The sequence below is a fragment of the Romboutsia lituseburensis DSM 797 genome (assembly GCF_900103615.1).
GTDB lineage: Bacteria > Bacillota > Clostridia > Peptostreptococcales > Peptostreptococcaceae > Romboutsia_F > Romboutsia_F lituseburensis.
This window is the reverse complement of record NZ_FNGW01000003.1, coordinates 367,571-391,631: the sequence shown is the minus strand read 5'-3', so window position 1 is coordinate 391,631 and position 24,061 is coordinate 367,571. Positions and strand designations below refer to the sequence as shown.

Genomic DNA, 24,061 nt, shown 5'->3' with positions numbered 1-24,061 from the left:
ATAATTTTCATAATAATCATTTGTTTTTAAATTTTGAAAAATTAGAAATCTAATTATTTTTAAATTTCTTTTGTTTGTCTGTTAAATATATTTTACATTCTATTTTTTTTTATGTTCAGTTGGGCTTTTTTAGTATTTTGAACATTTTTTTAAAAAAATTATTTTATTCATATTTTTCATTAATGAATATTTTAAAATAATATTTATCATTTTTGGTTTTTTTTGTTAAGGTAGCTTCACCAAGTAAAAAAATCTGAATTTTAGAAATATGAAAAAATCATAAATAATTTTTTATTTTTTTTTATATTTTTTCATATTCCAACAAAAAAAGACTCCCTATGAATTATAGGTAGCCTTTTTATTTATATTTAACCTTGTAATAGCTCATTTAAAGCTTCGTATGAGAAATCTATTATTTCTCCACAACTTACTTTATTTCTTTTTAATTCCGAACATATTTCTGTATTATATTTTGCTCTTACTCTAGTCATTAATTCTCTAGAATAGCTTCTCGCTTCATTTGGTATAGAGCTGTCTTCTCTTCCTTTTATAAATCCAACAACCATCGCAGCTGCATTTACAGCACCACATAAACTACCAACTGTCATACCTACTCCCATACCACTTCCTAGAGATACAGGTATATTTGTATTATGCTCTTCGTTGTATGATTTTATTATTGCCTCTGCACAAGTGTATCCTTGTTGATGATATACTGAAGGTTTTGTCATTGCCATCATCCTTTCAATCTTTTCTATTGTTTTTTAAGTCCTATTTATAGTATAACATTTTTCCATATTTTTCTGTGACTTTATCACATAATTAAAAACAGTATATAGATTAACTAAAAAAGGATAATCTATATACTGTATATTTAGTGTTGATAATATGCTAGAAAAGTTATTATCGATAATAATATTGTTGGTAAAATAGTGTTAACTATTAATTTTTTATTTTTAATATTTTCTTTTATATCTACTAATCCAAAAACTGTAAATGGTAATATAATCGGAGGAATCGTAATTAAAACCGATTCTGGGCTACTCATAGCAATAACAGTCATGTTTCCTATAAAAAATAAATAATATATTATCGCTACAATTTTTTTCGTTTGATTTTCACTTCTGAATCCTGGTACTTTAGAGAATATATCCATTTATTGCCTCCATATATGCTAAAATAATTTTAACTAAAAACGTTATTATATGAATTAGGATACCTCAAATTTATAAATATGTCTAGTTTTTTATAGAAATGACCACATTAAAATAACCACAAGCAAAACTCTCATCAATATCTCATTTACCTTATTATAAAATATATTGGAGTAAATTGGATTATTTGTGTTGTTGTCTATATCACTTTTAATAAAATCCTCTTGTTTCCCATATACAACTTTTTTAATACTTTGATCATACACAAATTCATATCCATTGGTAGATAAATTCATTTTTTGATATTCATAGTTATTAATACTTTTATTAAAGTTCATACTAAATGCTATAACTTCGGCCATATTAACTACAAAGTTTAAATCTTTGCTTGAAAACAAGTCACTGTCACTTACAATACCTATTATAGAGTAATCCCCTATACTAGGTAAGCTTTTGCCAACACCTTCTCCTGGTATAATCGGTCCTTTATAAACATGTATTTGTCCTATAGATCTTTTACTTCCTACACAAGCATCTATTGCAACAATTTTAGATGTTGGGTGCATTGATTTTATATATTCTAATTTTTCATTAATATTTAAGGCATTAATAGTTTCACCTATGATGCCATATATTGTATTTTTTATATTCATACTTTCAAGTATTTTGCCAACTACTGGACCCAAAGAATCTAGTATACATCTATCAGTTCCAATACATATAATTACTGTGTCATCATCTATGATTTTGCTTATCTGTGTTGTTAATTCAAATAAGGCATTTTTATCATCATATTTTATTCTTAATAAACACATTATTTTAGTCTCCTAAAAGATTTTAATTATATATATTCTAACTTTATTTCTATTTACCTTCTTTAATTTATGTATACTTATATATTTTGAGATTTGATACTCGTTAAAAATAATAAAAAATCAAAATTATAATGTAAATTATAAATAACAAAAGAGAGTAATATTATTACTCTCTTTTGTTATTTAACATTAATCTCTGTTTATCCTTGTAAATCATTAGCTTGACGTTCCATATTTTCTATAACCACATCATAAATTTCTCCCAAAGAAGCACAATATTCAAGTACTTTCCATGGTGTATTTGTATGGAAATGAATTTTAATTAATTCATCATCACCAACTGCAAGTAAGCAATCTCCTTCTATATTGTTTGTAATATAGTCGTTAATTTCATCTTCTGAAAGATTTTTTCCTTCAATTAATAACTGAGTATCAAATTTATATTCAAGCATAATACACCATCCTTATCTGTTTCATTCCATAAATTGCTATTTTAATTATAGCACAAGCTATATTGTAAAAATCTAACTATTTTATAATATATACCCTTAATGATTTTTTTTAATCTACGTATATATATTATAAAATATGTTATAATTTATAACATATACATTTAAGGGGGTATTTTATATGGAATTAGCTAATGTAATAGTAGATATAGCTGATTTAGTAATTACTTTTTTCTCCGATAATGAATGGAAGAAGTTTGTAAGAGTTATAAAAAAACACTAATCTTTATTAATCATAAAAAGCCAATATTACTTATTGGCTTTTTACTCATATATGTTATAAAATAACAGCAAAAATAACTTTTGCTACCCCATCAGAACTATTTTCCCAACGATGCTTTACACCAGCAGGAACTTTTACGCTATCTCCTTTGAATAATGTAAACTTTTCATCATCAAGATATAAATTTACTTCACCTTCTAGTATGTATGCGATTTCATTTCCGTTATGAAATATATGTTCATTACAAGACGATGATTGTGGAAGTAGATTCATTATAGCAAACTCTAAGTTATCACTATTATCAGGTGCTAAAACTTCATACTCAACATTCTCGCTTCCTGGTAAAATAACTTTTTTTCTTTGTTTTGATCTTACTATCAAATCTTCCTTTATTACTTCTGAAGTAAAAAATGTAAACAAAGGTGTATTTAAGGCAGTTGCAACTGACTTTAATGAATTTACCGATGGATTAGCAAGCCCTCTTTCAATTTGACTAAGTAATGATGGAGTAACATTAGCCTGTTTAGCTAATTCTCTTATACTAATACCTTTACTTTGTCTTATTTGAGATATTCTTTCTCCGATATTTACGTTATTCATACCTTTTCTCCTTATAATAATTCTATTTTGTATTATACCATAATATGGACTATTTTATATTAATCTCTATTTAATTACACTTATTTTAAATTATAAAATATAAAGGATATATCTAAATTTAAAGATATATCCTTATCTATGTTTATTACTAGTCATTAAAATATTACTCTGTATCAAAAGGAATTATATTTTAATAGCATATAAATTATGACAATTCTTAATAGAGTCGCTTATTTTATAACATCTACTCCCATATAAGGTCTTAGTACTTCAGGAACAACAACTGTACCGTCTTCTTGTTGATAGTTTTCTAGTATAGCAGCAAAACTTCTACCTATAGCTAGACCTGATCCATTTAATGTATGAGCGTACTCTGTTTTAGAGTTTTTATCTCTTTTAAATCTAATTCCTGCTCTTCTTGCTTGGAAGTCTTCACAGTTTGAACAAGAAGAAATCTCAACATATCTGTTATAGCTTGGCATCCAAACTTCTAGATCATATTTAAATGCAGCTGTAAATCCTAAATCTCCAGTACATATTTTAACCACTCTATACGGTAAATTTAACTTCTGTAATAATTTTTCTGCATTGTAAGTTAACTTTTCTAATTCATTGTAAGATTCTTCTGGTGCTACTATCTTTACCATTTCTACCTTATTGAATTGATGCTGTCTAACTAACCCTCTAGTATCTCTACCAGCAGATCCTGCTTCTGATCTAAAGCATGGTGTATATGCAGTATAGTTTATAGGAAGCTGTTCAAATGGCATAATTTGATTAGCATGTATATTAGTTAGAGGAACTTCTGACGTAGGTATTAAATAATAATCTAAACCTTCTACCTTAAACATATCTTCTTCAAACTTTGGCAATTGCCCTGTTCCTAAAAAACTATTTTTATTAGCCATAAATGGTGGTATAGCTTCAGTATATCCTTGTTCTTCTACATTAGTATTTAAGAAAAAGTTTATTAGTGCTCTTTCAAGCCTTGCACCTAAACCTTTATATAAAGTAAACCTAGATCCTGTTATTTTAGCTCCAGTTTCAAAATCTAATATACCTAAGTTAGTTCCTATATCCCAGTGAGCTTTATTTTCGAAATCAAAGCTTCTCGGTTCTCCCCATTTTCTAACCTCTACATTATCTTCATCAGTTTCACCTTGAGGAACTTCTTCATTTGGGACATTTGGTATTCTCATTAATTTATATTCTAATTCAGATTCAACAGCTCTAACTTTTTCATCTAATACTTTTATTTGCTCTGATAAATCTTTCAATTTAGCTTTTTCTTCTTTTATATCATAACCTTCTTTCATAAGGTTAGGTATGTTTTTAGAATCTACATTCATTTTATTTTTAAGAACCTCTACCTCTTTAAGCAACCCTTTTCTTTCATCATCTAATAAAACTACTTCATCTAAATCAAATTCCTTTTCCCCTCTTCTTGCCATAGCTTTTTTAATAGCATCTAAATCTTCTTTAATTCTCTTAATGTCTAGCATAATTATTCCTCCTGTGTTTTAAGATTTCAGTGTTTTGTTAAATATATCTTATCTTTTTAAATTGTATTAACTATATTTTAGCCCTGACATACTTTAATGTCAAATATTTTTTAATATATTTAATCATATTTAACACTTCGTGAGTTATCCAAAGAAAATGAAGTATCATAATATCCTTAATCATAAAAAAAGCACTTTAACTCATAATATAAATTAAAGTACTTTAAGTATTAAATTAGTTCTTTGAAATATATGAATTTATACCATGTTTATTAAAAAGGTCAATTAGCTCATTTCCATTTATAAGCTGTATATTGTTTGAAGCTGCAAATATCTTACATTGTGGACTAAAATTGCTTGTCGATATAAATATACCTTTCATAGCATCTGAGTTTCTTAAAACACATTCAAATTCTCTAAGTTTTGGTATATCAATATTATTTTTATACTTTTTAACCTGACCTATGATTTTTCCACTTACAAGTGGATCTTCATAATGAAATTCACAATCTATTCCACCATCGTTACTCTTATTAGTAGTTACAGCATTATATCCCATTTTTCTAAATAATATAGTAACTAAATCTTCAAATTCATATGGATCAACATCTAATAAATTTATACTATCATTGTTTACAATAGATTTATTAAAATCATCACATTTACATATAGGATTTATATATTTAAACTCTAAATTAGAATTTATATTTACTCTTGCTTGCATTATCTCTTTTAAACATTTTAATTTATTGATTTTTGTTATATCTATATTTTTAAATTTTTCTTTATCTATTGTAGCAGATATTATATATGGCTTTATATCTTGACCTGTAGCTAAGTCTATGTCTTCTATATATCCATTAAATACTACATTATCTATATTATTAGGTTTATCGAACTTAAACACTTCATTTATAGTCCTAATAACTATAGAAAATACTACTTCATTATATATACTTCTTATATCTTTTTCTTTTCTTAGTTTAGCTTTTATCTTATCTCCTTTTTGTATATATTCATATTTCTGCACATTTGGTACTATATTATCTTTAGGTAATAAGTAATCTATAACTAAAGTCTTAGTCTCTTTAGAGTATCCAGTAGTTATATTTTTCTTAAAATCAAAAGGATACTTTAACTTACTAAGTATCTCTTCTTTATATCCAGTTATAGTACTTACATCACCGTTTGAATACAACTGTTTTTTTATATTTATAATTTCATTGACTTGTAATTCATGAGCTTTTATCAAATTTTCTAGTTGTTTTTTTCTTTTATACTCTTTATCTTCGTATATCTTATATTCATTATTATATTTACTTTCTATTTCATCTACATACATACTATAATTGTATTTATGATTTTTAAGTACTTTTTCAAATAAATTGGCTTTCCTTATAATAGGCTTATTCGGTTCTTTATATTTTAATAACAATGATTTAGGTAACTGTAATGTATGTATATCTTTTTTTATAAATTCTTCTATTGATATTATTTTATAGTTATCCATTTCGTAATTTATTATATTTGATAATTCTTTTATTTGCTTATCTATATTTAAAGTGCTATTCTTAGCTTCTTCATATCTTTTATTTATGTAATCTTCCTTTTGTTGTTTATCTGACATAACATATGCTCCTTTTAAATAGTCTATACTTAAATTATGTGCAGAATGTTATTTTTATAATACAAACAATACTGGTAATTGATTCCTTATATTATTATGTGTACATATTTTTTATAGTTGATTGTTTTGATATACTTTATTAAAATAAAACATATGCGTAAAAAATTATACTTAGTATACTAAAGAATCTAAGAACCTTATATATACTTTACAACTTAATAGGAGGATCATTTATATGACAGACAAATTACCCGCTTGTCCAGTGGAAATAACTTTACAACTTATAGGAAACAAATGGAAGGTACTAATATTGCGTGATTTATTAGATGGTACTAAGCGTTTTGGGGAATTAAAAAAATCAGTTACTGGTATCACTCAAAAGGTGCTTACAAGTAATCTTCGTTCTATGGAAGAGTCTGACTTAGTTACAAGAGAGGTATTTCCTGAAGTTCCTCCAAGAGTTGAATACACCTTAACAGAAATAGGATATAGTCTTAAGCCTATATTAGACTCTATGGCTGTATGGGGTTACGAATATAAATCAAGATTAAATAAATAGTAAAAAATCTAGTTATAAGCTTTATATTAGCAAATAACTAGATTTTTTTATCTTTATTTATAATGAATATTCTTTTGGTGGATTACCTGAAAAATCTGCTATAGTAGCCTTAGCTTCTTCTAGATAAAATACCTCGAATACAGGATTATCAGCTTGCTGATAAATATTTTTCACAAGTGGTGCTGATGATAATATTTTTTCTTTTATTTCTATATTATTTTCAAATACCACTTTACCTGATAAACGCATCCATGCAAATTCAGGTGTTGAAGTACATATTTCTATATATGGATTAGTTTTCATTTCACTATACACAGTTTTTTGGTTGCTAGTACAAAACCATAGTTTTCCGCTATCTTCTAACATAAATTGAAATGGTCTAACTTTTGCTTTATTGTCAGTTCCAACTGTTGCTACATATTGTACTGGATTTTCATTTAGAAATTTTATTAATTGGTTCATATCTATTTACTCCTCTTATTTAATTGATTTTATTTGGTGTTATCTACAAGTTAATAATAAAATAAATTAAATAATTCGTATAGTAAGCACTTTGAAGTGGTATAGTTTCCTATTGGAAACCTTTAAGTATTTATCTATATTTGAGCAAATTATATTTTGTTATTTATTTTGCATTTCCACTTCTCAAAAGCTTTGCAAAGTCATTAGGTAACATTTCTTCTGACTCTATCTCCTTAGCAGGTATTTCATAATCATAAGGTACTTCTATGATTTCAACATTTACAGCTTCTTTTATATTAAGATCTTCATTTGTATTTTTAATTTCTATTATTACATAATTAGAATCTGGTTTATTAGTTTTCGGCTTGCCTACACTACCAGCATTTATTAAAAGTTTATCGTTATATTCCTTAAAGTAAGGTATATGTGTATGTCCACATACTAATATATCTTCAGTTATTTCATTCATTACTTCTTGTGCTTGAATTGAATCTTCTTTTAAATACTCATTTATAAGTCTAGTACTTCCATGAACAAATCGTATATTTTTTTGATTAAAGCTAAGTACAACTTCCCTTGGTAAGTTTTTTAGATACAATTTATTTTCTTCAGTAGTTTTTGATAATGTAAAACTCATTGATGCACCTGCTTTTTCAGCATCTTTAGGATCTGGATAATCACATCCACACACTAATCTATGATTTCCTATAGCATCATCATAGTTTCCCATTATAGTTAATATCCTGTTTTTTCTTATGGCATTAATTACTTCATTAGGCCTAGTTCCATATCCTACTAAATCTCCAGTACATACAACCATTTCTATATCTCTAGATTCTATATCCTTAAGTACAGCTTCTAGTGCATAGATGTTACTGTGTATATCAGATATTACTGCTATTTTCATTAGTTTTTCCTTTCTATAACACACAATATTTTTTTATTTTAATTCATTTTCGACTTCTCAATTGATTCACAAGATAGCCCATTTAATTTGCATCTAGTAGTCTTTATAAAATCCTCTTTTAATTTATCTGTTTTATCTAATTCATTGTCTAGAAGCTCTTTTACAAATGGATGAGCTTTTAATGTTTCTTCATTTAATTTATAATATACATACTTAGCTTCTTTATAATAAGTCACTAATCTTGCAGTCATTAATTTATTTAAATGCCTAGATACATTTGATTGGCTTAGCTCAAGAATTTCTTCTATTTCACAGACACAAAGAGCACCATGTCTAAGCACACTTAATATTCTTAGTCTATTTTCATCTCCAAGTGCCTTTATCATTTGTACTATTTCCATAAAATAACCTCCTATAATCATATTCAATTATACTCATATGATATGCTATAATACTTTATTTGTAAACTATTTAATATTAATATTTTTAAAATAATATATATCTCTACTAGGTATTTTTATAAAATATTGTTTTAAAGGTTTAATATTATCTATTAAGTATCATAAAAAAAAAAGGCTTAATATTAAGCCTTTTTTTTATTTTATGATTTTTTCGAAAGCTACTCTTTTACTTCCATCTTCTACATAGATTATTCCACAATATTTAAATCCATTTTTCTTAAGTAAATTTTGCATAACTTTATTATCAGTATGTGTATCTACTTTAAAACTATTAACTCCTTTATCTAAGCAAAGTTGTTCTACATGTTTAAAAATTTGATGTGAAAGTCCTAGACCTTTATATTTATTATCTACTGCTACTCTATGTACAACTACATATTTATCATTAGTTATCCATTCACCTTCATAAATAGTTTTATATGTTGGTTCTCCGTTAAATGACGCTACTGTAGTTGCAACAATTTCATTGTCTTTTAATAATACGTAACTTTCTCCATTATCAATATCATTGTTTATAACTTCTCTATTAGGATAATTATTTTGCCACTGGTCAATTCCTTGTTCCTTGAAATGTTCTTGTGCTTGTTTTATAATCTCCATTATTCTATCTGCATCTGTTTTAACTGATTTTCTAAATTCCATGTATACTCTCCCTTTTTCTTATGTAAATGTATTAATATTAGTTTAATAAAAAATTAGTTAAAGTTAAAGTATTTACAAGTATTTTCTGCTATAACCTTCTATATTTTTTTAAGGCTATTGTATTTAATACTATAAATAAAATTGCATAACCTAATAATATTAAAACATCTGTACCTACATCAAACAAAGTTGATCCTCTAAGAACCACCCCTGTTAGCGCATCAGCTGCATAAGTTAATGGGAATATCTTTGATAAACCTTCAACCCAAATAGGTGCTTCTCTTAGAGAAAATATTCCGCTAAATAATATTTGAGGTAATATTACAATAGGTATAAATTGAATTAATTGAAACTCTGTCTTTGCAAATGTAGAAAGCAGTGTACCTAAAGAAAGTGAACCAGCTGCTAATAATACATTTATTAAAAGAACTGAAAATGAATTTCCTTTTATTTCTATTCCTAATCCATGTACCATAAATAACTGAATAATTATTGTCTGAATCATTACAAAAACACCAAATCCTAAGAAATAACCCATTACAATTTCATATCTTTTTATTGGTGTTGCCATTAACCTTTCTAAGGTTCCACTTATTCTTTCTCTTAAAAATGCAATACCTGCCAATAAAAATACAAAGAAAAATATGAAAAATCCCATCATCATTGGAGCTATTGAATCAAAGGTGCTTACATCAGATGAACCATTTATGTAATTTATCTCATTATCCATCATTTTAATTCCCATCATAGACAGTTTTTCATTTGAAGACATCATATCTTTTGTATAATTTGAAAAAGCAGTAGCAACAGATTTTTGAACTGATGCGTTTATACTCATCTCTGTTCCTTCTACTGTAGTTATTAGCTTGTTATCACTTATTTGTATCAACCCATCGTATTCTCTGTTTTTAATTTTATCTAGTAAGGCTTCTTGTGAATCACTACTTTTAGTAACATCTCCTTGTTTTTTTAATTCATCTACTAATTCAATAGGTATTTTAGTATTTGTATCTATTAATAATTTCGGATTTTCAATTGTTGCATTTAAAATTACATCAAATAAAAATAATACAAATATTGGTGCAATAAATAAAAGTGCAAGAGATCTTTTATCTCCTATAATTTGCTTAATAATCCTTTTTGACATTGTTAAAGTTCTCATTTACTCTTCCCCCTCATCAGTACTATAGAATAAGAATGCATCTTCTATTGTTTGGCCACCTGATGCAGTTATTATTTCGTTAGGAGATCCTTCAGCTATTATTTTTCCATTTCTAATTAGAGCTAACTTGTTACATTTATATGCTTCATCCATTACGTGTGTAGTTACAATAATCGTTCCACCACTATTCTTAATTCTATTAAACTCATCCCAGAATTTTTTTCTAAGGATTGGATCTATACCAACAGTTGGTTCATCTAAAATTAAAAGCTTTGGACTATGAACTAGCGCTATTGCAAGAGAAAGTCTTCTTTTCATCCCACCAGAATAATTTTTAACCGGTCTCTTAGCATGCTTTTGCAAATCAACCAATTCTAAGACTTCCATAGCTCTTTGTTTTGCAATTTTGCCTTTTATGCCATAAAGTTCCGCAAAGAATAATACATTATCAATTCCTGTTAAATCATCATATAAAGCATCACTTTGAGCCATATATCCTATATCATTTACTACTTTTAACGTTGGCATCTTTTCATCTAAGACTACTACTTTTCCTTTGACAAATCCCTTCATTCCAATAATAGTCTTTACTAATGTAGTCTTTCCTGACCCAGACGGGCCTAATAATCCAATTATCTCACCTTCTTTAATGTTAAGGTTGATATTGTTTAATATTTTTACCTTGTCATACTCAACATCTAGATTACATACCTTTACTGCCACATTATTGCTCATATTCTCACCTCTTAATATTCTTTAAAGAAATTATCTATTAATATATCAATATATCCTTCAATATCATCACTAAACTTATATTCTATTGGTCCACCCTTTTCAACTAAGGGTAATGCCATCATAGGGAAAAATATAGATCCTACTAATTGAAACATTGTAAAAGTCAAAAATTTATCATCCTCTATTTTTGTAATTTGCTCTGTTAAATGTTTTATTTTTCCAAATCCCATTTGATTTACAAATTTTAATAACTCTAATTGAGATTGAAATAATTTATCAGTATCAGCCATAGCTTTTTTAATTATTGATGTATTCTCACCTAATATTTCTACATATCCTAAAAGAAATAGCTTTAATTTTTTCTTTGGTTCAATTTCATCATTTTCAAGTGTATTAAATAGCTGTTCCATGTCTTTTATCAGTATTTTTAATGCTTCATTTATTAGATTGTCTTTTGACCCAAAATGATAATTAATTAATGCTACATTAACATTTGCTTCTTTAGCTATTTTTCTTATAGTTATGCTTTCAATGCCCTCTTTTTTTATAATATTTAATGTTATCTTTAAAATAGTATCTTTTGTAGATAGCTCTTTTTCTTCGTTATTCATATTATTGTCGCCCTCCAAATTAAACACTGTTTAAAACATTGTTTAATTTATTATAGATCTATTAGTTTATAAAATCAACTTGTAATTTATTAATTTCAAAAAATTTCACATAAATACAAATAAAGCTATATATCTGCAACTATGTCACAAGTATATAGCTTTATTTATATAATTATTTTTAGATTTTATTATATGTTTTCAGATAAATTATAGATTTCTTCTTTTTCACTATCATTTAAAGCTTTGTCAGTTATTCTAGCTATTAATATAATTCCAAATATATTTATAATTAATCTAGTAATAGTAAACTTCCATCCCAATGATTGACCTTCCATTAAAAGTAAAGGTATCTTCGTTGTTGACCATGCACCTATAAATATTAAGATATTTGAAAATTTAGATCCTTTTTTAAGTAATACACCTGCTACTGGAAATGCTGCATATAAAGGCCCTGCTGCTACTGATCCTAATAAAAATGCTATTATCACTCCTAATATACCTGATCCGTCTCCCATATATTTTATCATTTGCTCTCTTGGTACCCATACATCTAACAATCCTAATAAAATAAATATAGGTGGTATTATTTTTATCATTTCAATTATATTTTTTATAGTCATTGACGTAGCTACTTGTCCTTTTGTTGGAACAATCAAAGTCATCATTAATAGTATAATTATCATTAAAATAGCTGTTTTGTATCTTTTGAATAAATTTTTCATTATAATATCACCCCCATAATTATAGCTACTACTATAGAAAATCCAAATGCTAATAAGTTTCTAAGTATAGTTGCTTTCTTGCCCCAATACTTCATTTCAAGAGGTATTGTCACTATCCCTACCATCATAAGTGTGGATATAAATGCTGCTAGTTGAGATATTCCTGCACCATTTTCTAATAGTACCTTTGCAAGTGGAAATGCAACAAAAGATGGTATAAGAGTTATAGATCCTATTGCAGAAGCTATTACTATTCCTATAGTTCCACTATCTTCGCCTATTAAATTAGAAATAACTTGATTATCTACTACTGCAAGTATTATCCCTATTAAAATAATTATCGTTAAGAATTGTGGTAACATATTTTCAAATGACTTCCATGCTTTTTTCAATGCCATCTTTGTTTTATTTTTATCCTTTGAAGCAGATACCACTAATAGTGCTACTGCTAATACATACATAAGATTGCTAAACATTATGTCTCCTCCTGTTTGATTATAATTATTATTTGATAATTAAAGTATATATAAATTACTATATAAGTTCTGTGATATTGTCACCGTACACTTAACCCAATAAAAAAGGACCTATAAATTTTTTCATAGGTCCTTTTTTATTTAAAAATCTCTTAGACTTTTTATTGCTTACTTGCTATTATGCAAACTAATTTTTCAGATGATTCTATCTCTTTAATATCTTTAAAGTTAGCATGTTTTAAGTCATTTATAATACACTCTTTTTTTACAAAGTGATGATGTTTTCCTTCTTTCCAATCGCATATTAAAACTTTTCCACTATCTTTTAATATTCTATTTACATCTTTAAGTAGCTCTCCACCATTTTCTAATTCATGATGTAGAGTTATCATAAATGCTAAGTCTGCTTTATCATCTTTTAATGGTATTTTATTTTCATCCATTAAGCCTACATTAAGTCTTGACTCTAAATTATTAATACGATTTAACTTCATCCATTCAATCATTTCCTCAGATATATCAAATGCATAACAACTAGAATCTGGTATTAGATTTAATAATTTTTCTGAAAATATACCTGTTCCTGCGCCTATATCGACTAAAGTGCTTTTTGTGGGTAAATCTAATTCAGTAATTATTTTATTTAAATCTAGCATATTTAATCTTTCTGGATTATTTAGTTTTTCAAGTTTTTTTACATCAAATTTATGTATACTCATTTTTAATACCCCTTCATCAATTAAGTTATTGTCTTTATTTATTATTTTGATCATCATCAGTACTAATATTTAATAAATTTAGATTTTCAGATACATCTTTATATGTTTTTCTTCCTCTTACCAAAAAATATATTGCTGAAATTATAAGCACCAAGGCAACTATAATACCTTCAATACCGCCTAGCAACTTATACAATGTTAATGCTGCAACTAAAAAACTTACTACTGTCCTAGTATATGATAAATGAGTTCTTTCATTTGCCAGTATGGTTCTATCGATGGCTAAGTAATCTCTTAGCGTCATATCTTTATGATTATTTTTATAGTTTTCATATTTCATATACGATTCACCCTTTATTTTTAAAATTTTTTATTAAATTATCTTAATCTATGTTTACTTTTATAACATCATTGTCTATATGTTCTAGGAACTTATTAAAATCTTCTCCTGATATATTAAATGTTTCTGTATTTATAGCAGGGTGAAAGTTAAGTTTATTTCCGTCTAATAAATCACTATCGATTAATAATTCTACCTGACTGTCTTTATCATTTATAATACTAAATGGATTTACACTTCCAGGTGTTACTTTTAATAGTTCGTATAATTTCTCCGGTGTATCAAATGAAAGTCTTGTACTTCCTATTTGTGATTTAACATCTTTTAGATTTACCGCTTTATCGTGCTTTGCTACTAGTAAATAGTTTTTACTCTTATTTGAGTTTTTTAAGAATAGGTTTTTGCAGTGATAACCTGGCATATTTTTAGTTACGTCGTAAAATTCTTCTGCTGTGAATACTTCTTTGTGTTCTAATATTTGGTATTTTATATCTAGCTCATCTAGTTTTTTGTATATATTTTTTTTCATTTGTATTACCTCCCTTTCTATGTAATTATTTAATTTATAACTACTGATTAACTTAATAATATCACAATCTACATTACATTTTTTTATTAAATTTTTTCTATCTACACAATCAATAACGATAAACTTTAACTTATTAAAAAGTATTTAATAAATCTCTTTAACTCTTATTTCTGCTATACTTATTATAAAATTATATAAGGGGTAAGAATGATAACATGGAGATTAGAAAAATAGAAATGGAAGATGCTAATAATTATTTAGATATGCTTTTAAATTTGGATAATGAAACTAAGTTTATGATGTTTGAACCTGGAGAGCGACCTACAGATATTAATATAACAAAAAACATAATTGAAAAAAGTATTAATGGTGATAATTTGGTTTTAATAGCTACTGATGGCGAAAATATAGTAGGTTTTCTTTCTGCTCAAAGAGGTGTCCCAAATAGAATTAAGCATACTGCATATATTATAGCCGGAATACGTGAAAATTTTAGGGGAAAAGGTATTGGAAGTAAATTATTTTTTGAATTAGATATATGGGCTAGGGAGAATAACATTACAAGGCTTGATCTAAGTGTAGTTTGCTCTAATACCATAGCAAAACATCTTTATGAAAAGAATGGGTTTAAAATAGAAGGCATTAAGAAAAATGCAATGATTATAGATGGTAAATACGTTGATGAATTTTTTATGGCTAAGCTGTATAATGATTAAATATTAAAAGAGAGTAAATATCAAATATTTACTCTCTTTTAGTCTTCTGTAGTATATTATTCTGATACTCTATTTATAATTTATATCAATAACTAAATTCTCTTTTTTAATAAAGGAGTAATTTCTCCTAGATAATATATATTTAACACATGAAGAGCTCTTGTACAGCAAGTGTATAGTAATAATCTTTCATCCTCACTGTTATACTTTTTATCGCTTGCATTATATATAAATACTACATCAAACTCAAGACCTTTAGCTAGATATGAAGGTATTACTAATACCCCATTTACATAGTCATCATCATCTTTTTCTATAGATACTACATCAATGTTATTTGCCTTTAATAAACTGTATACCTCTCTAGTTTCACGAGCTGTTTTTGTAATAATTCCAATAGATTTATACTTCTTTTGTCTGTATGATTTTATGTCTTCTATAAGTTTTTCATGCATATGATTTTCATCTAAAAAGCCAATAACATTAGGTTCATCACCATGCCTTTCAACATACTCATCATTTATACTCTTAGGGAGAAGTTTTCTAGAAAACTTCGTAATTTCCATTGTTGAACGATAACTTTTGGTTAAGTTTATTATACAAGTATCATTCTTTGATATATCGTAAATATTATCGTAATTTCCAACATTCATAAATGGATTAATTGATTGGTTTATATCTCCTAATATAGTCATGCTAGCAGATTTAAAAAGATGATAAAATATTTCATATTGTAATGGAGTATAGTCTTGAGCCTCATCTATAATTACATACTTAATTTGTGATGTATTTGGCATATCTCCAAGCACTCCTTTTAAGTATAAAAGTGCAACTTGATCTTCATAATTAAGTATGCGTGCATTTAAATTATCTAATGTGTAAGTCTTTATATGCTCTATAAAACTATCATCATATTCAATATTGGTTTTATCTAGAAACATATTTAAATTCTTAAACACACCTTTATAAATCTCAATTAAATTAAATTTTGTCATCTGTGAAATTTTTTCATAAGTCTTTTTTAATTTTTTCTTTACAATTAAATTACTTTTTTCTATCATTTCTTCTTTATCTATATAATCTCCAGATTGGAAAAGCTCTTTATATATTTCATCAATCCAAGCTTTTTCATAAGGTTCAATAAGAAATACAATTCTTGATTTTATTTTTTCTAATCTTCTTTTAACTGGTAGGTTTGAATAATCCTCAAAAAATAATTTTTGTATATCTTTAGATGAAATTATTAATTTACCTCTTACAAAAATATCCTTAAATCCTCTATCCATTGTTTCTAAGTAATTTACATATTGTTTTAAAATATTCATAAACTCTACTGATGTCTTAAACTTTATGTTTTTAATTCTATCTTGATATGTTAATTTTTCATTAGAATCAAGTATATATTCCATCATTTCTGAAGTTGTCTCTTTCTTAAATTGATTACTTAACTCTTTATGCATATAGTCTTTAAATGTTGTTTGATACATGTTATCTTCACCAAGTTGAGGTAATACATTCGAAATATAATCATTAAATATATTGTTTGGAGAAAATATTATTATATTTTGAGGTGTTATTTTATCTTTGTGTTTGTATAGTAAGTATGCAATTCTATGAAGTGCTACAGAAGTTTTACCACTTCCAGCAGCTCCTTGTACAATTAAATTCTTATAATACTCATTACGAATTACTTTATTTTGTTCTCTCTGAATAGTTGTAACTATACCTTTCATTTTATCATCAGAATTTTTACTAAGAAGTTCTTGTAATACTTCATCTTCAATGCTTATATTACTATCGAACATATACTCAATTTTTCCGTTATTAATTTTATATTGCCTTTTACTAGTTATTTCTCCAGAGATTAAACCTTCTGGGCATTCATAACTTGCTTGTCCAGTTTCATAGTCATAAAACATACTTGAAATAGGAGCTCTCCAGTCATAGACTAGAAAATCATAATCTTCATCAATAAGGTTTGATAATCCAATATAACATTTTTCATTAGTGGACTCATTTTCTTCAACAAAGTCAATTCTGCCAAAATAAGGAGACTCAAGCATTTTTTCATACTTTGCTTCAAGTTTTTCATTGAATTCATGGCTTCTTTTTTGATTTTTCATAATGTCCATAAATGACATAAAATCTGAAAGTTGATCTAATCCATTCTCTATAGAAACAGATCCTAAATCACTCCATAATTCTCTCTGTGTTTCTACAGCCTCTTTTTTTAACCTATCTTTAGCATCACGCTTTTCATCAAGTTGCTTTTTAGTTTCTTTAAGAACTTTTTGCAACCATTCATTTTCAAGATTCCATTCATAATTATTTAAACTCATAGTATATCCTCCTTTATATATAAATTAACTTTGTTTAATCTACTACAACAATTATATAGTAATTAATAAATATTCATAGTCTAAAAAAAAGGAATTATTTATGTTATAATTATAGTGGGATAAAAAAGAATGTAAAAACATATAAAAATAAGTGTTCCTAAAAACTATCCGTTTTTAGGAACACTTATTTAATATTGTATTTAATTAATAAGTATTTTTAGTTTAAATAATTATTTTTAACTCCTACTTCCCTTGCTTAGAAACTAGATCAACATCTGACGATAATTCTACATATTCGATAACATCTTTCATATCTTCTTTCTCAAGAGATTTAAACCCATCAATAAATTCCTTAACTATTGCATCCTTTTTATTTTTATCCATTTTTGTCCTCCCCTATTTGTATACTTTAACTTACTACATATAATATAATACCATAAATTTACAATTTTTTTCACCTTAATTATTAAATTTTATATCTACTGGGTATATTTTTATTATTCTAAGAACATCTTTAAATCATCTTCAACATTTGTTATTCCACCAATACCAAAGTTTTCAATTAACACATTTGCTACATTTGGTGATAAAAATGCTGGTAATGTAGGTCCTAAGTGAATGTTTTTAACACCTAAGTATAATAGTGATAATAATACTATTACAGCTTTTTGCTCATACCAAGCTATATTAAATGCTATTGGTAATTCATTTATATCTTGAAGTTCAAACACTTCTTTTAATTTAAGCGCTATTAAAGCTAGTGAATATGAGTCATTACATTGACCTGCGTCTAATACTCTTGGAATACCGTTTATATCACCTAGGTTTAATTTGTTGTATTTATACTTAGCACATCCTGCTGTAAGTATTACAGTATCCTTTGGTAGTGCTTTTGCAAAATCTGTGTAATAGTTTCTTGATTTAGCTCTACCATCACACCCTGCCATTACAAAGAATTTCTTTATTGCTCCTGTTTTTACTGCTTCTACAACTTGGTCTGCAAGTGCAAATACTTGATTATGTGCAAATCCACCTATTATTTCTCCAGTTTCTATTTGTTTAGGAGGAGCACACTTTTTAGCTTGTTCTATTATTTCTGAAAAATCTTTATTGTCTTCACTTATACCTTTTATATGCTTAACTCCAACAAATCCTGCTGCACCTGTAGTATATATTCTATTCTTATAGCTATCCTTTGGTGGCACTATACAGTTTGTAGTCATTAATATTGGCCCATTAAAACTTTCAAATTCTTCTTTTTGCTTCCACCAAGCATTTCCATAGTTACCTGCAAAGTGAGAATACTTTTTAAATGCTGGATAGTAATGAGCTGGTAGCATTTCTGAATGAGTATATACATCAACACCTGTTCCTTCTGTTTGTTTTAATAATAACTCTAAATCTTTTAAATCATGCCCTGATACAAGTATACCTGGGTTATTTCTTACACCTATATTTACTTTAGTTATTTCTGGGTGTCCGTAAGTTCCTGTATTTGCACTATCTAAAAGTGCCATACCATCTACCCCTACTTTACCAGTTTCTAATGTTAATGCTATTAATTCATCTATGCTTAAGTTATCATCTAAAGTCTTAGCTAATGTTGATTGCATAAATGCATTTACATCCTCACTATCATATCCTAATGCATTAGCATGTTTCATATATGCAGACATACCTTTAAGACCATATATTATTAACTCTCTTAAACTTCTTATATCTTCATCTTTAGTTGCAAGTACACCTACCTTAGTTGATTTTGCATCTAGTACTTTATCTATATCAACAGATTCTTTTCCACTTCCAAGTATAGCATCTTTTATCTTGCTTAATATATTTACTTTAACATCCATCTCAGCATTTGAAGTTGCGTTCCATAATGCTGCCTCTGATAAGTCCTTTTTATTTTTTAATTTAGATAATAAAGACTCTTTAACAGCTAAAGTTTCTTTAACTCTTGCATAAAATACTGCATCATCAAAGTTTGCATTTGTTATTGTAGTAAATAAATTTATAGTTATTAAATGATTTATTTTAGCATCTATTAAATTTCCTTCTTTTCTAAGTCTTGTTGTTACTTCTGATAATCCTTTTGTTGTATATATTAATAAATCTTGCATTCTTGCTAAATCTGGTGATTTTCCACATACTCCAAACTTTGTACATCCACTACACCCTGCTGTTTCTTGACATTGATAACAAAACATTAAATTTTCCATTTATATATATCCTCCAAATGTGTATTTTATATACTCTTTTTAATGTATAAAAATATTTTTTAATTTTCAATTTAATAAGTATACTCAAATTATACACAAGATGATTTATATATTCCGTAACGTAAGTTACATTTTAAGCAACGAATCTAACTTAATAATCAAAGACTTTGTCCGTTGCTTAAAATGCCATTTATTGTTATCTATAAAATTAATATATATTTATTATATCTGCTAAATAATTATATTTAGCTTCTAGATATATTTTATTTACTTATTTAGTAGGTAGTTCTAAACATGATGCTAAGTCTTTTTCTGGTGTACTTATAGGTTTTATATCAAATGCATCAACTAAGTATTGAAGTACATTTGGACTTAAAAATGCTGGTAATGATGGCCCAAGATATATACCTTTTATACCTAATGATAAAAGTGCTAATAAATCTGCAACTGCTTTTTGTTCATACCATGATAATATTATAGAAAGTGGTAAACTATTTACGTCTGTATCAAAAGCATCTGCTAAAGCTAAGGATATTCTTACAGCTGAGTAAGCATCATTACATTGACCTACATCTAATAATCTTGGAAGTCCTGCTACTTCACCAAACTCTAATTTATTGAATCTATATTTACCACAAGCTAATGTAAGTATTATACAATCATTTGGAACTTGTTTAGCAAACTCTGTATAATAGTTTCTTCCAGGTCTTGCACCATCACAGCCACCTATTAAGAAGAAGTGTCTTAACTTTCCTGACTTAACTGCATCTATTATAGCTGGTGCATTACTTAAAGTAGCATTATGCCCAAAGCCAACTAATATTTCTTTAGGTTCTTGGTCTTCTTTAAATCCTCCAAGCTCTAAAGTTTTATTTATTATTTCACTAAAATCTTTTTCACCATTTTCAGTTTTTCCTATATATTTTACGCCATCCCATCCAACTACACTTGTTGTAAATATTCTATCTTTGTATGAATCTCTAGGCTTCATAAGACAGTTTGTAGTCATTAGTATACAACCTGGAATGTTATCAAATTCTTTTTGTTGGTCTTGCCAAGCACCACCAAAGTTTCCTGCTAAGTGAGGATACTTATTAAGTTCTGGATATCCATGGCAAGGAATCATTTCACCATGTGTGTATATATTTATTCCTTTTCCTTCTGTTTGCTTTAAAAGCATCTCTAAGTCTTTTAAATCATGTCCAGAAACAACTATAAATGGACCTTTCTTTACATGAACATTTACTTTATGAGGAGCTGGATTTTTATATATCGTAGTGTTTGCTTCATCTAGTTTTTGCATAACAGCAACACTCATATCTCCTGTTTTTAGAGTCCAAGTTATTAGATCTTCTACTGTTAAATTATCATCACATGTTGCAGCTAAAGCTCTAAAATAAAATTCATCAACTTGATCATTATAGTATCCTAACGCTCTAGCTTGGTGACCATATGCAGATATTCCTTTTAATCCATATATTATAGTTTGTCTTAAAGAACGTATATCTGCATCTAAATTTTGATCATACATTATACCTGCGCGTTTTGCATCTTCTAACATTTTATCTCTAGTGTCACTTAAATTATATGTAGCTTGCTCACAACAGTTTTCACAAGTTGATACCTTACTTCTTAAGTTTTGCTTTATTTGTTGAGACTTCTTTAACATTTCTTCATGAACATCACCATCAAAGTTAACATTTGTAAGTGTTGTAAATAAAGAATTTTCAACAAAGCTAACTATATCTTTATCTATTTTTTCACCTTTTTTTATTAACTCATTTACATAACAACTTATTCCTTTTGCTTGATATATAAGTAAATCTTGAAGAGCTGCTATTTCTGGCGTTTTACTACAAACCCCTACCTTAGTACAACCCTTTCCACCTGCCGTTTGCTCACATTGATAACAAAACATTGGATAATCCATATTTGTACACTCCTTTTTAACATTTTAGTATTATCTTTTCCTAAAATGTTAAAAATATAGTTGCTGACGTTGCTTTTAAGATTAATATTTTTTATAAACCATTAACAAAATATATAAATTTGCATATATTATACTAAGAGACAAAGGCGTCATCTTAAAATATCAAAAAGGTATTTTAGGTAACGTCTATTTTTTTGTTTAAATATATACATCTTAGGAGGATTTTAAATGTGTTCAATATGTGGAATAATCGACTTTAAAAATAAAGATAATCTAAATAAAGATATATTACTAGAAATGGGTAAGGAATTAAGCCATAGGGGTCCTGACCAAAACGGTGTGTTTATTAATGATAAGGTTGCTTTTCAACACAATAGATTAGCAATAATGGACTTAGAAAATGGTCTTCAACCTATGACTAGATATTTTCAAGGTAATGAATACACTATAATCTATAACGGTGAAATATATAATACACCAGAATTAAAATCAGAGCTAGAAAGCTACGGAATAGAATTTAAAACTAATTGTGATACAGAAGTAGTACTTTACTCTTATATAGTATTCAAAGAAGAATGTGCTGAAAAATTAAATGGAATATTTGCATTTGCTGTATTTGATAAAAATAATAATGAAGTTTATATAGCTAGAGATAGATTCGGAATTAAGCCTTTATTTTATACTCAAGTAGGAACGTCACTATTGTTTGCTTCAGAAATAAAAGCATTACTTAAACACCCTAAAGTAAATGCTAATTTAGATAAAGAAGGTTTATGGCAACTATTTTACTTAGCTCCTATGAAAATAAGCGGTACAAGTGTATTTAAAGATATACACGAAGTTAAGCCAGCTCATTTTGGAATATATAAAGATAATCACTTTGACTTGAAACAATACTGGAACTTAGAAGCAAAAGAATTTGTAGGAACTGAAAAGGATGCTATAGAAAACACTAGATACTTAGTAACTGATGCAATTAATAGACAGTTAGTTTCAGATGCTCCTCTATCTACATTTTTATCAGGTGGTCTAGATTCATCCATAATAAGTTCTGTAGCTAGTCAAAAATATAAAAATGAAGGTAATATACTTGGAACATATTCTTTTGAATACAAAGGAAACAAGGAAAACTTTAAAAATACAATTTTCCAACCACAATCAGATGATGAATATGCAAGATATCTAGCTCATTATCTAGGAACAGACCACAGAATTTTAACTGCAGATATATCTGACATAACAAGTTTATTATTTGATGCTGTTAAATATAGAGATTTACCTGGAATGGCAGATATAGACTCTTCTCTTTTATACTATTGCTCTAAGGTAAAAGAACATCATACAGTTGCTTTATCTGGAGAATGTGCTGATGAAATATTTGGTGGCTATCCTTGGTTTTATAGAAAAGAAATGTTAGAGCGTGACTTCTTCCCTTGGATACATGATCCTCATACTCGTATAAGCTTATTTGATGATACTATAGTAAAAAGAAAAGAAGGATATGAGTTTGTAAAAGAAGTTTATAAAAATAGTGTTAATGAATGTAGTATGCTTGATAGTGATAATGCTAGCATGAAGCAAAGTAGAATAGCTACTTGGTTATCTACTCAGTACTTTATGACTTCACTTCTTGAAAGAAAAGATAGAATGAGTATGGCTAGTGGTGTTGAGGTAAGAGTACCATTTGCTGATCACAGAATATTAGAATACGTATTTAATGTTCCTTGGGAGTATAAATTTGAAAATGGAGTTGAAAAATCACTTCTAAGAAATGCTATGCATGACTGTTTACCTGATAAAATTTTAAATCGTAAAAAAAGTCCTTATCCAAAAACTCATAATCCACAATATGAAGAATTAGTTACTAAGTTATTAAGAGAAAAGCTAAAAAATCCTAACTCTATACTTGCTAATATAATAGACTCTCATGCTTTAGATAATATATTACAGTACGAAAATATAACTTGGTTTGGCCAATTGATGTCAAAGCCACAACTTATTGCATGGCTTGTTCAACTTGATTATTGGTTTGATTTATACAATATAAATATATTATAGTTAATTAAATTAACTCCTAAATTATAAAAAGGTTATGTCTTAAT

26 protein-coding genes are annotated in these 24,061 nt (G+C 27.1%); 3 read left to right on the top strand and 23 right to left on the bottom strand.

The features are described from left to right. Positions 1-368 precede the first annotated feature (368 nt). From BLP75_RS07695 to BLP75_RS07665, 7 genes are all read right to left on the bottom strand, one after another. Positions 369-731, bottom strand: coding sequence for a C-GCAxxG-C-C family (seleno)protein (locus tag BLP75_RS07695; protein ID WP_092725069.1), 363 nt, complete (start codon positions 729-731; stop codon positions 369-371). Positions 732-874: 143 nt separating this feature from the next. Next, on the bottom strand, positions 875-1,156 hold the full coding sequence (locus tag BLP75_RS07690) for a hypothetical protein (RefSeq protein ID WP_092725068.1): 282 nt from the start codon (positions 1,154-1,156) through the stop codon (positions 875-877). A gap of 90 nt (positions 1,157-1,246) precedes the next feature. Continuing rightward, positions 1,247-1,969: a spore protease YyaC gene (gene yyaC / locus BLP75_RS07685; RefSeq protein WP_092725067.1), complete on the bottom strand. Its 723-nt coding sequence runs from the start codon at positions 1,967-1,969 to the stop codon at positions 1,247-1,249. 200 nt (positions 1,970-2,169) lie between these two features. Beyond that, on the bottom strand, positions 2,170-2,421 hold the full coding sequence (locus BLP75_RS07680; protein ID WP_092725066.1) for a kinase to dihydroxyacetone kinase: 252 nt from the start codon (positions 2,419-2,421) through the stop codon (positions 2,170-2,172). 334 nt (positions 2,422-2,755) lie between these two features. Next, a complete protein-coding gene (locus BLP75_RS07675) occupies positions 2,756-3,301 on the bottom strand; it encodes a cupin domain-containing protein (RefSeq protein WP_092725065.1) in 546 nt (181 codons plus the stop codon). 230 nt (positions 3,302-3,531) lie between these two features. After that, positions 3,532-4,803 carry a serine--tRNA ligase gene (gene serS / locus BLP75_RS07670; protein ID WP_092725064.1) on the bottom strand — a complete coding sequence of 424 codons (1,272 nt, stop codon included), beginning with the start codon at positions 4,801-4,803 and terminating at the stop codon, positions 3,532-3,534. 235 nt (positions 4,804-5,038) lie between these two features. Next, a complete protein-coding gene (locus BLP75_RS07665; protein WP_092725063.1) occupies positions 5,039-6,430 on the bottom strand; it encodes a restriction endonuclease in 1,392 nt (463 codons plus the stop codon). 235 nt (positions 6,431-6,665) lie between these two features. On the opposite strand from BLP75_RS07665, the gene BLP75_RS07660 reads away from it, so the two are divergent. Beyond that, a complete protein-coding gene (locus tag BLP75_RS07660) occupies positions 6,666-6,989 on the top strand; it encodes a winged helix-turn-helix transcriptional regulator (RefSeq protein ID WP_092725062.1) in 324 nt (107 codons plus the stop codon). Between the two features lie 57 nt (positions 6,990-7,046). On the opposite strand, the gene BLP75_RS07655 is transcribed toward BLP75_RS07660, so the two are convergent. The 12 genes from BLP75_RS07655 to BLP75_RS07600 form a co-directional block, all read right to left on the bottom strand. Beyond that, entirely contained in the window at positions 7,047-7,451 is a 405-nt protein-coding gene (locus BLP75_RS07655; RefSeq protein WP_092725061.1) for a pyridoxamine 5'-phosphate oxidase family protein, read from the bottom strand. Positions 7,452-7,614: 163 nt separating this feature from the next. Further along, positions 7,615-8,358 (bottom strand): metallophosphoesterase family protein, encoded by a 744-nt coding sequence (locus tag BLP75_RS07650; RefSeq protein WP_092725060.1) that lies wholly within the window; start codon positions 8,356-8,358, stop codon positions 7,615-7,617. A 38-nt stretch (positions 8,359-8,396) separates the two neighbouring features. Next, positions 8,397-8,759, bottom strand: a complete 363-nt coding sequence (locus BLP75_RS07645) for an ArsR/SmtB family transcription factor (protein WP_092725059.1) — start codon at positions 8,757-8,759, stop codon at positions 8,397-8,399. A gap of 195 nt (positions 8,760-8,954) precedes the next feature. Continuing rightward, a complete protein-coding gene (locus tag BLP75_RS07640) occupies positions 8,955-9,461 on the bottom strand; it encodes a GNAT family N-acetyltransferase (RefSeq protein ID WP_092725058.1) in 507 nt (168 codons plus the stop codon). A gap of 88 nt (positions 9,462-9,549) precedes the next feature. Continuing rightward, positions 9,550-10,623: an ABC transporter permease gene (locus tag BLP75_RS07635; RefSeq protein WP_092725057.1), complete on the bottom strand. Its 1,074-nt coding sequence runs from the start codon at positions 10,621-10,623 to the stop codon at positions 9,550-9,552. After that, entirely contained in the window at positions 10,624-11,358 is a 735-nt protein-coding gene (locus tag BLP75_RS07630) for an ABC transporter ATP-binding protein (protein WP_092725056.1), read from the bottom strand. It lies immediately after the preceding gene. Positions 11,359-11,369: 11 nt separating this feature from the next. After that, positions 11,370-11,969, bottom strand: a complete 600-nt coding sequence (locus tag BLP75_RS07625; protein ID WP_092725055.1) for a TetR/AcrR family transcriptional regulator — start codon at positions 11,967-11,969, stop codon at positions 11,370-11,372. 188 nt (positions 11,970-12,157) lie between these two features. After that, complete coding sequence (locus BLP75_RS07620; protein ID WP_092725054.1) at positions 12,158-12,691, bottom strand: permease; 534 nt, start codon at positions 12,689-12,691, stop codon at positions 12,158-12,160. After that, positions 12,691-13,167 carry a permease gene (locus BLP75_RS07615; RefSeq protein ID WP_092725053.1) on the bottom strand — a complete coding sequence of 159 codons (477 nt, stop codon included), beginning with the start codon at positions 13,165-13,167 and terminating at the stop codon, positions 12,691-12,693. The genes BLP75_RS07620 and BLP75_RS07615 overlap by 1 nt, the downstream gene beginning before the upstream one ends. 161 nt (positions 13,168-13,328) lie before the next feature. Then, positions 13,329-13,886 (bottom strand): class I SAM-dependent methyltransferase, encoded by a 558-nt coding sequence (locus BLP75_RS07610; RefSeq protein WP_092725052.1) that lies wholly within the window; start codon positions 13,884-13,886, stop codon positions 13,329-13,331. Positions 13,887-13,920: 34 nt separating this feature from the next. Then, entirely contained in the window at positions 13,921-14,226 is a 306-nt protein-coding gene (locus BLP75_RS07605; protein WP_092725051.1) for a DUF202 domain-containing protein, read from the bottom strand. Positions 14,227-14,269: 43 nt separating this feature from the next. Then, complete coding sequence (locus BLP75_RS07600) at positions 14,270-14,755, bottom strand: prolyl-tRNA synthetase associated domain-containing protein (protein ID WP_092725050.1); 486 nt, start codon at positions 14,753-14,755, stop codon at positions 14,270-14,272. A gap of 215 nt (positions 14,756-14,970) precedes the next feature. On the opposite strand from BLP75_RS07600, the gene BLP75_RS07595 reads away from it, so the two are divergent. Then, positions 14,971-15,471: a GNAT family N-acetyltransferase gene (locus BLP75_RS07595; protein ID WP_092725049.1), complete on the top strand. Its 501-nt coding sequence runs from the start codon at positions 14,971-14,973 to the stop codon at positions 15,469-15,471. A gap of 92 nt (positions 15,472-15,563) precedes the next feature. Here BLP75_RS07595 and helD read toward each other — a convergent pair whose 3' ends face one another. The 4 genes from helD to hcp (BLP75_RS07580) all read right to left on the bottom strand — a co-directional run bounded on the left by helD (position 15,564) and on the right by hcp (BLP75_RS07580) (position 21,959). After that, a complete protein-coding gene (gene helD / locus BLP75_RS07590) occupies positions 15,564-17,810 on the bottom strand; it encodes an RNA polymerase recycling motor HelD (protein ID WP_092725048.1) in 2,247 nt (748 codons plus the stop codon). A gap of 243 nt (positions 17,811-18,053) precedes the next feature. Next, positions 18,054-18,194, bottom strand: coding sequence for a hypothetical protein (locus tag BLP75_RS18130; protein WP_170139111.1), 141 nt, complete (start codon positions 18,192-18,194; stop codon positions 18,054-18,056). A 113-nt stretch (positions 18,195-18,307) separates the two neighbouring features. After that, positions 18,308-20,029: a hydroxylamine reductase gene (hcp, locus tag BLP75_RS07585; protein WP_092725047.1), complete on the bottom strand. Its 1,722-nt coding sequence runs from the start codon at positions 20,027-20,029 to the stop codon at positions 18,308-18,310. Positions 20,030-20,300: 271 nt separating this feature from the next. After that, the gene (gene hcp, locus BLP75_RS07580) at positions 20,301-21,959 is read right to left on the bottom strand and encodes a hydroxylamine reductase (protein ID WP_092725046.1); all 1,659 of its coding nucleotides are present in this window, start codon (positions 21,957-21,959) and stop codon (positions 20,301-20,303) included. A 228-nt stretch (positions 21,960-22,187) separates the two neighbouring features. On the opposite strand from hcp (BLP75_RS07580), the gene asnB reads away from it, so the two are divergent. Further along, the gene (gene asnB, locus BLP75_RS07575; protein ID WP_092725045.1) at positions 22,188-24,017 is read left to right on the top strand and encodes an asparagine synthase (glutamine-hydrolyzing); all 1,830 of its coding nucleotides are present in this window, start codon (positions 22,188-22,190) and stop codon (positions 24,015-24,017) included. Positions 24,018-24,061: the final 44 nt, after the last annotated feature.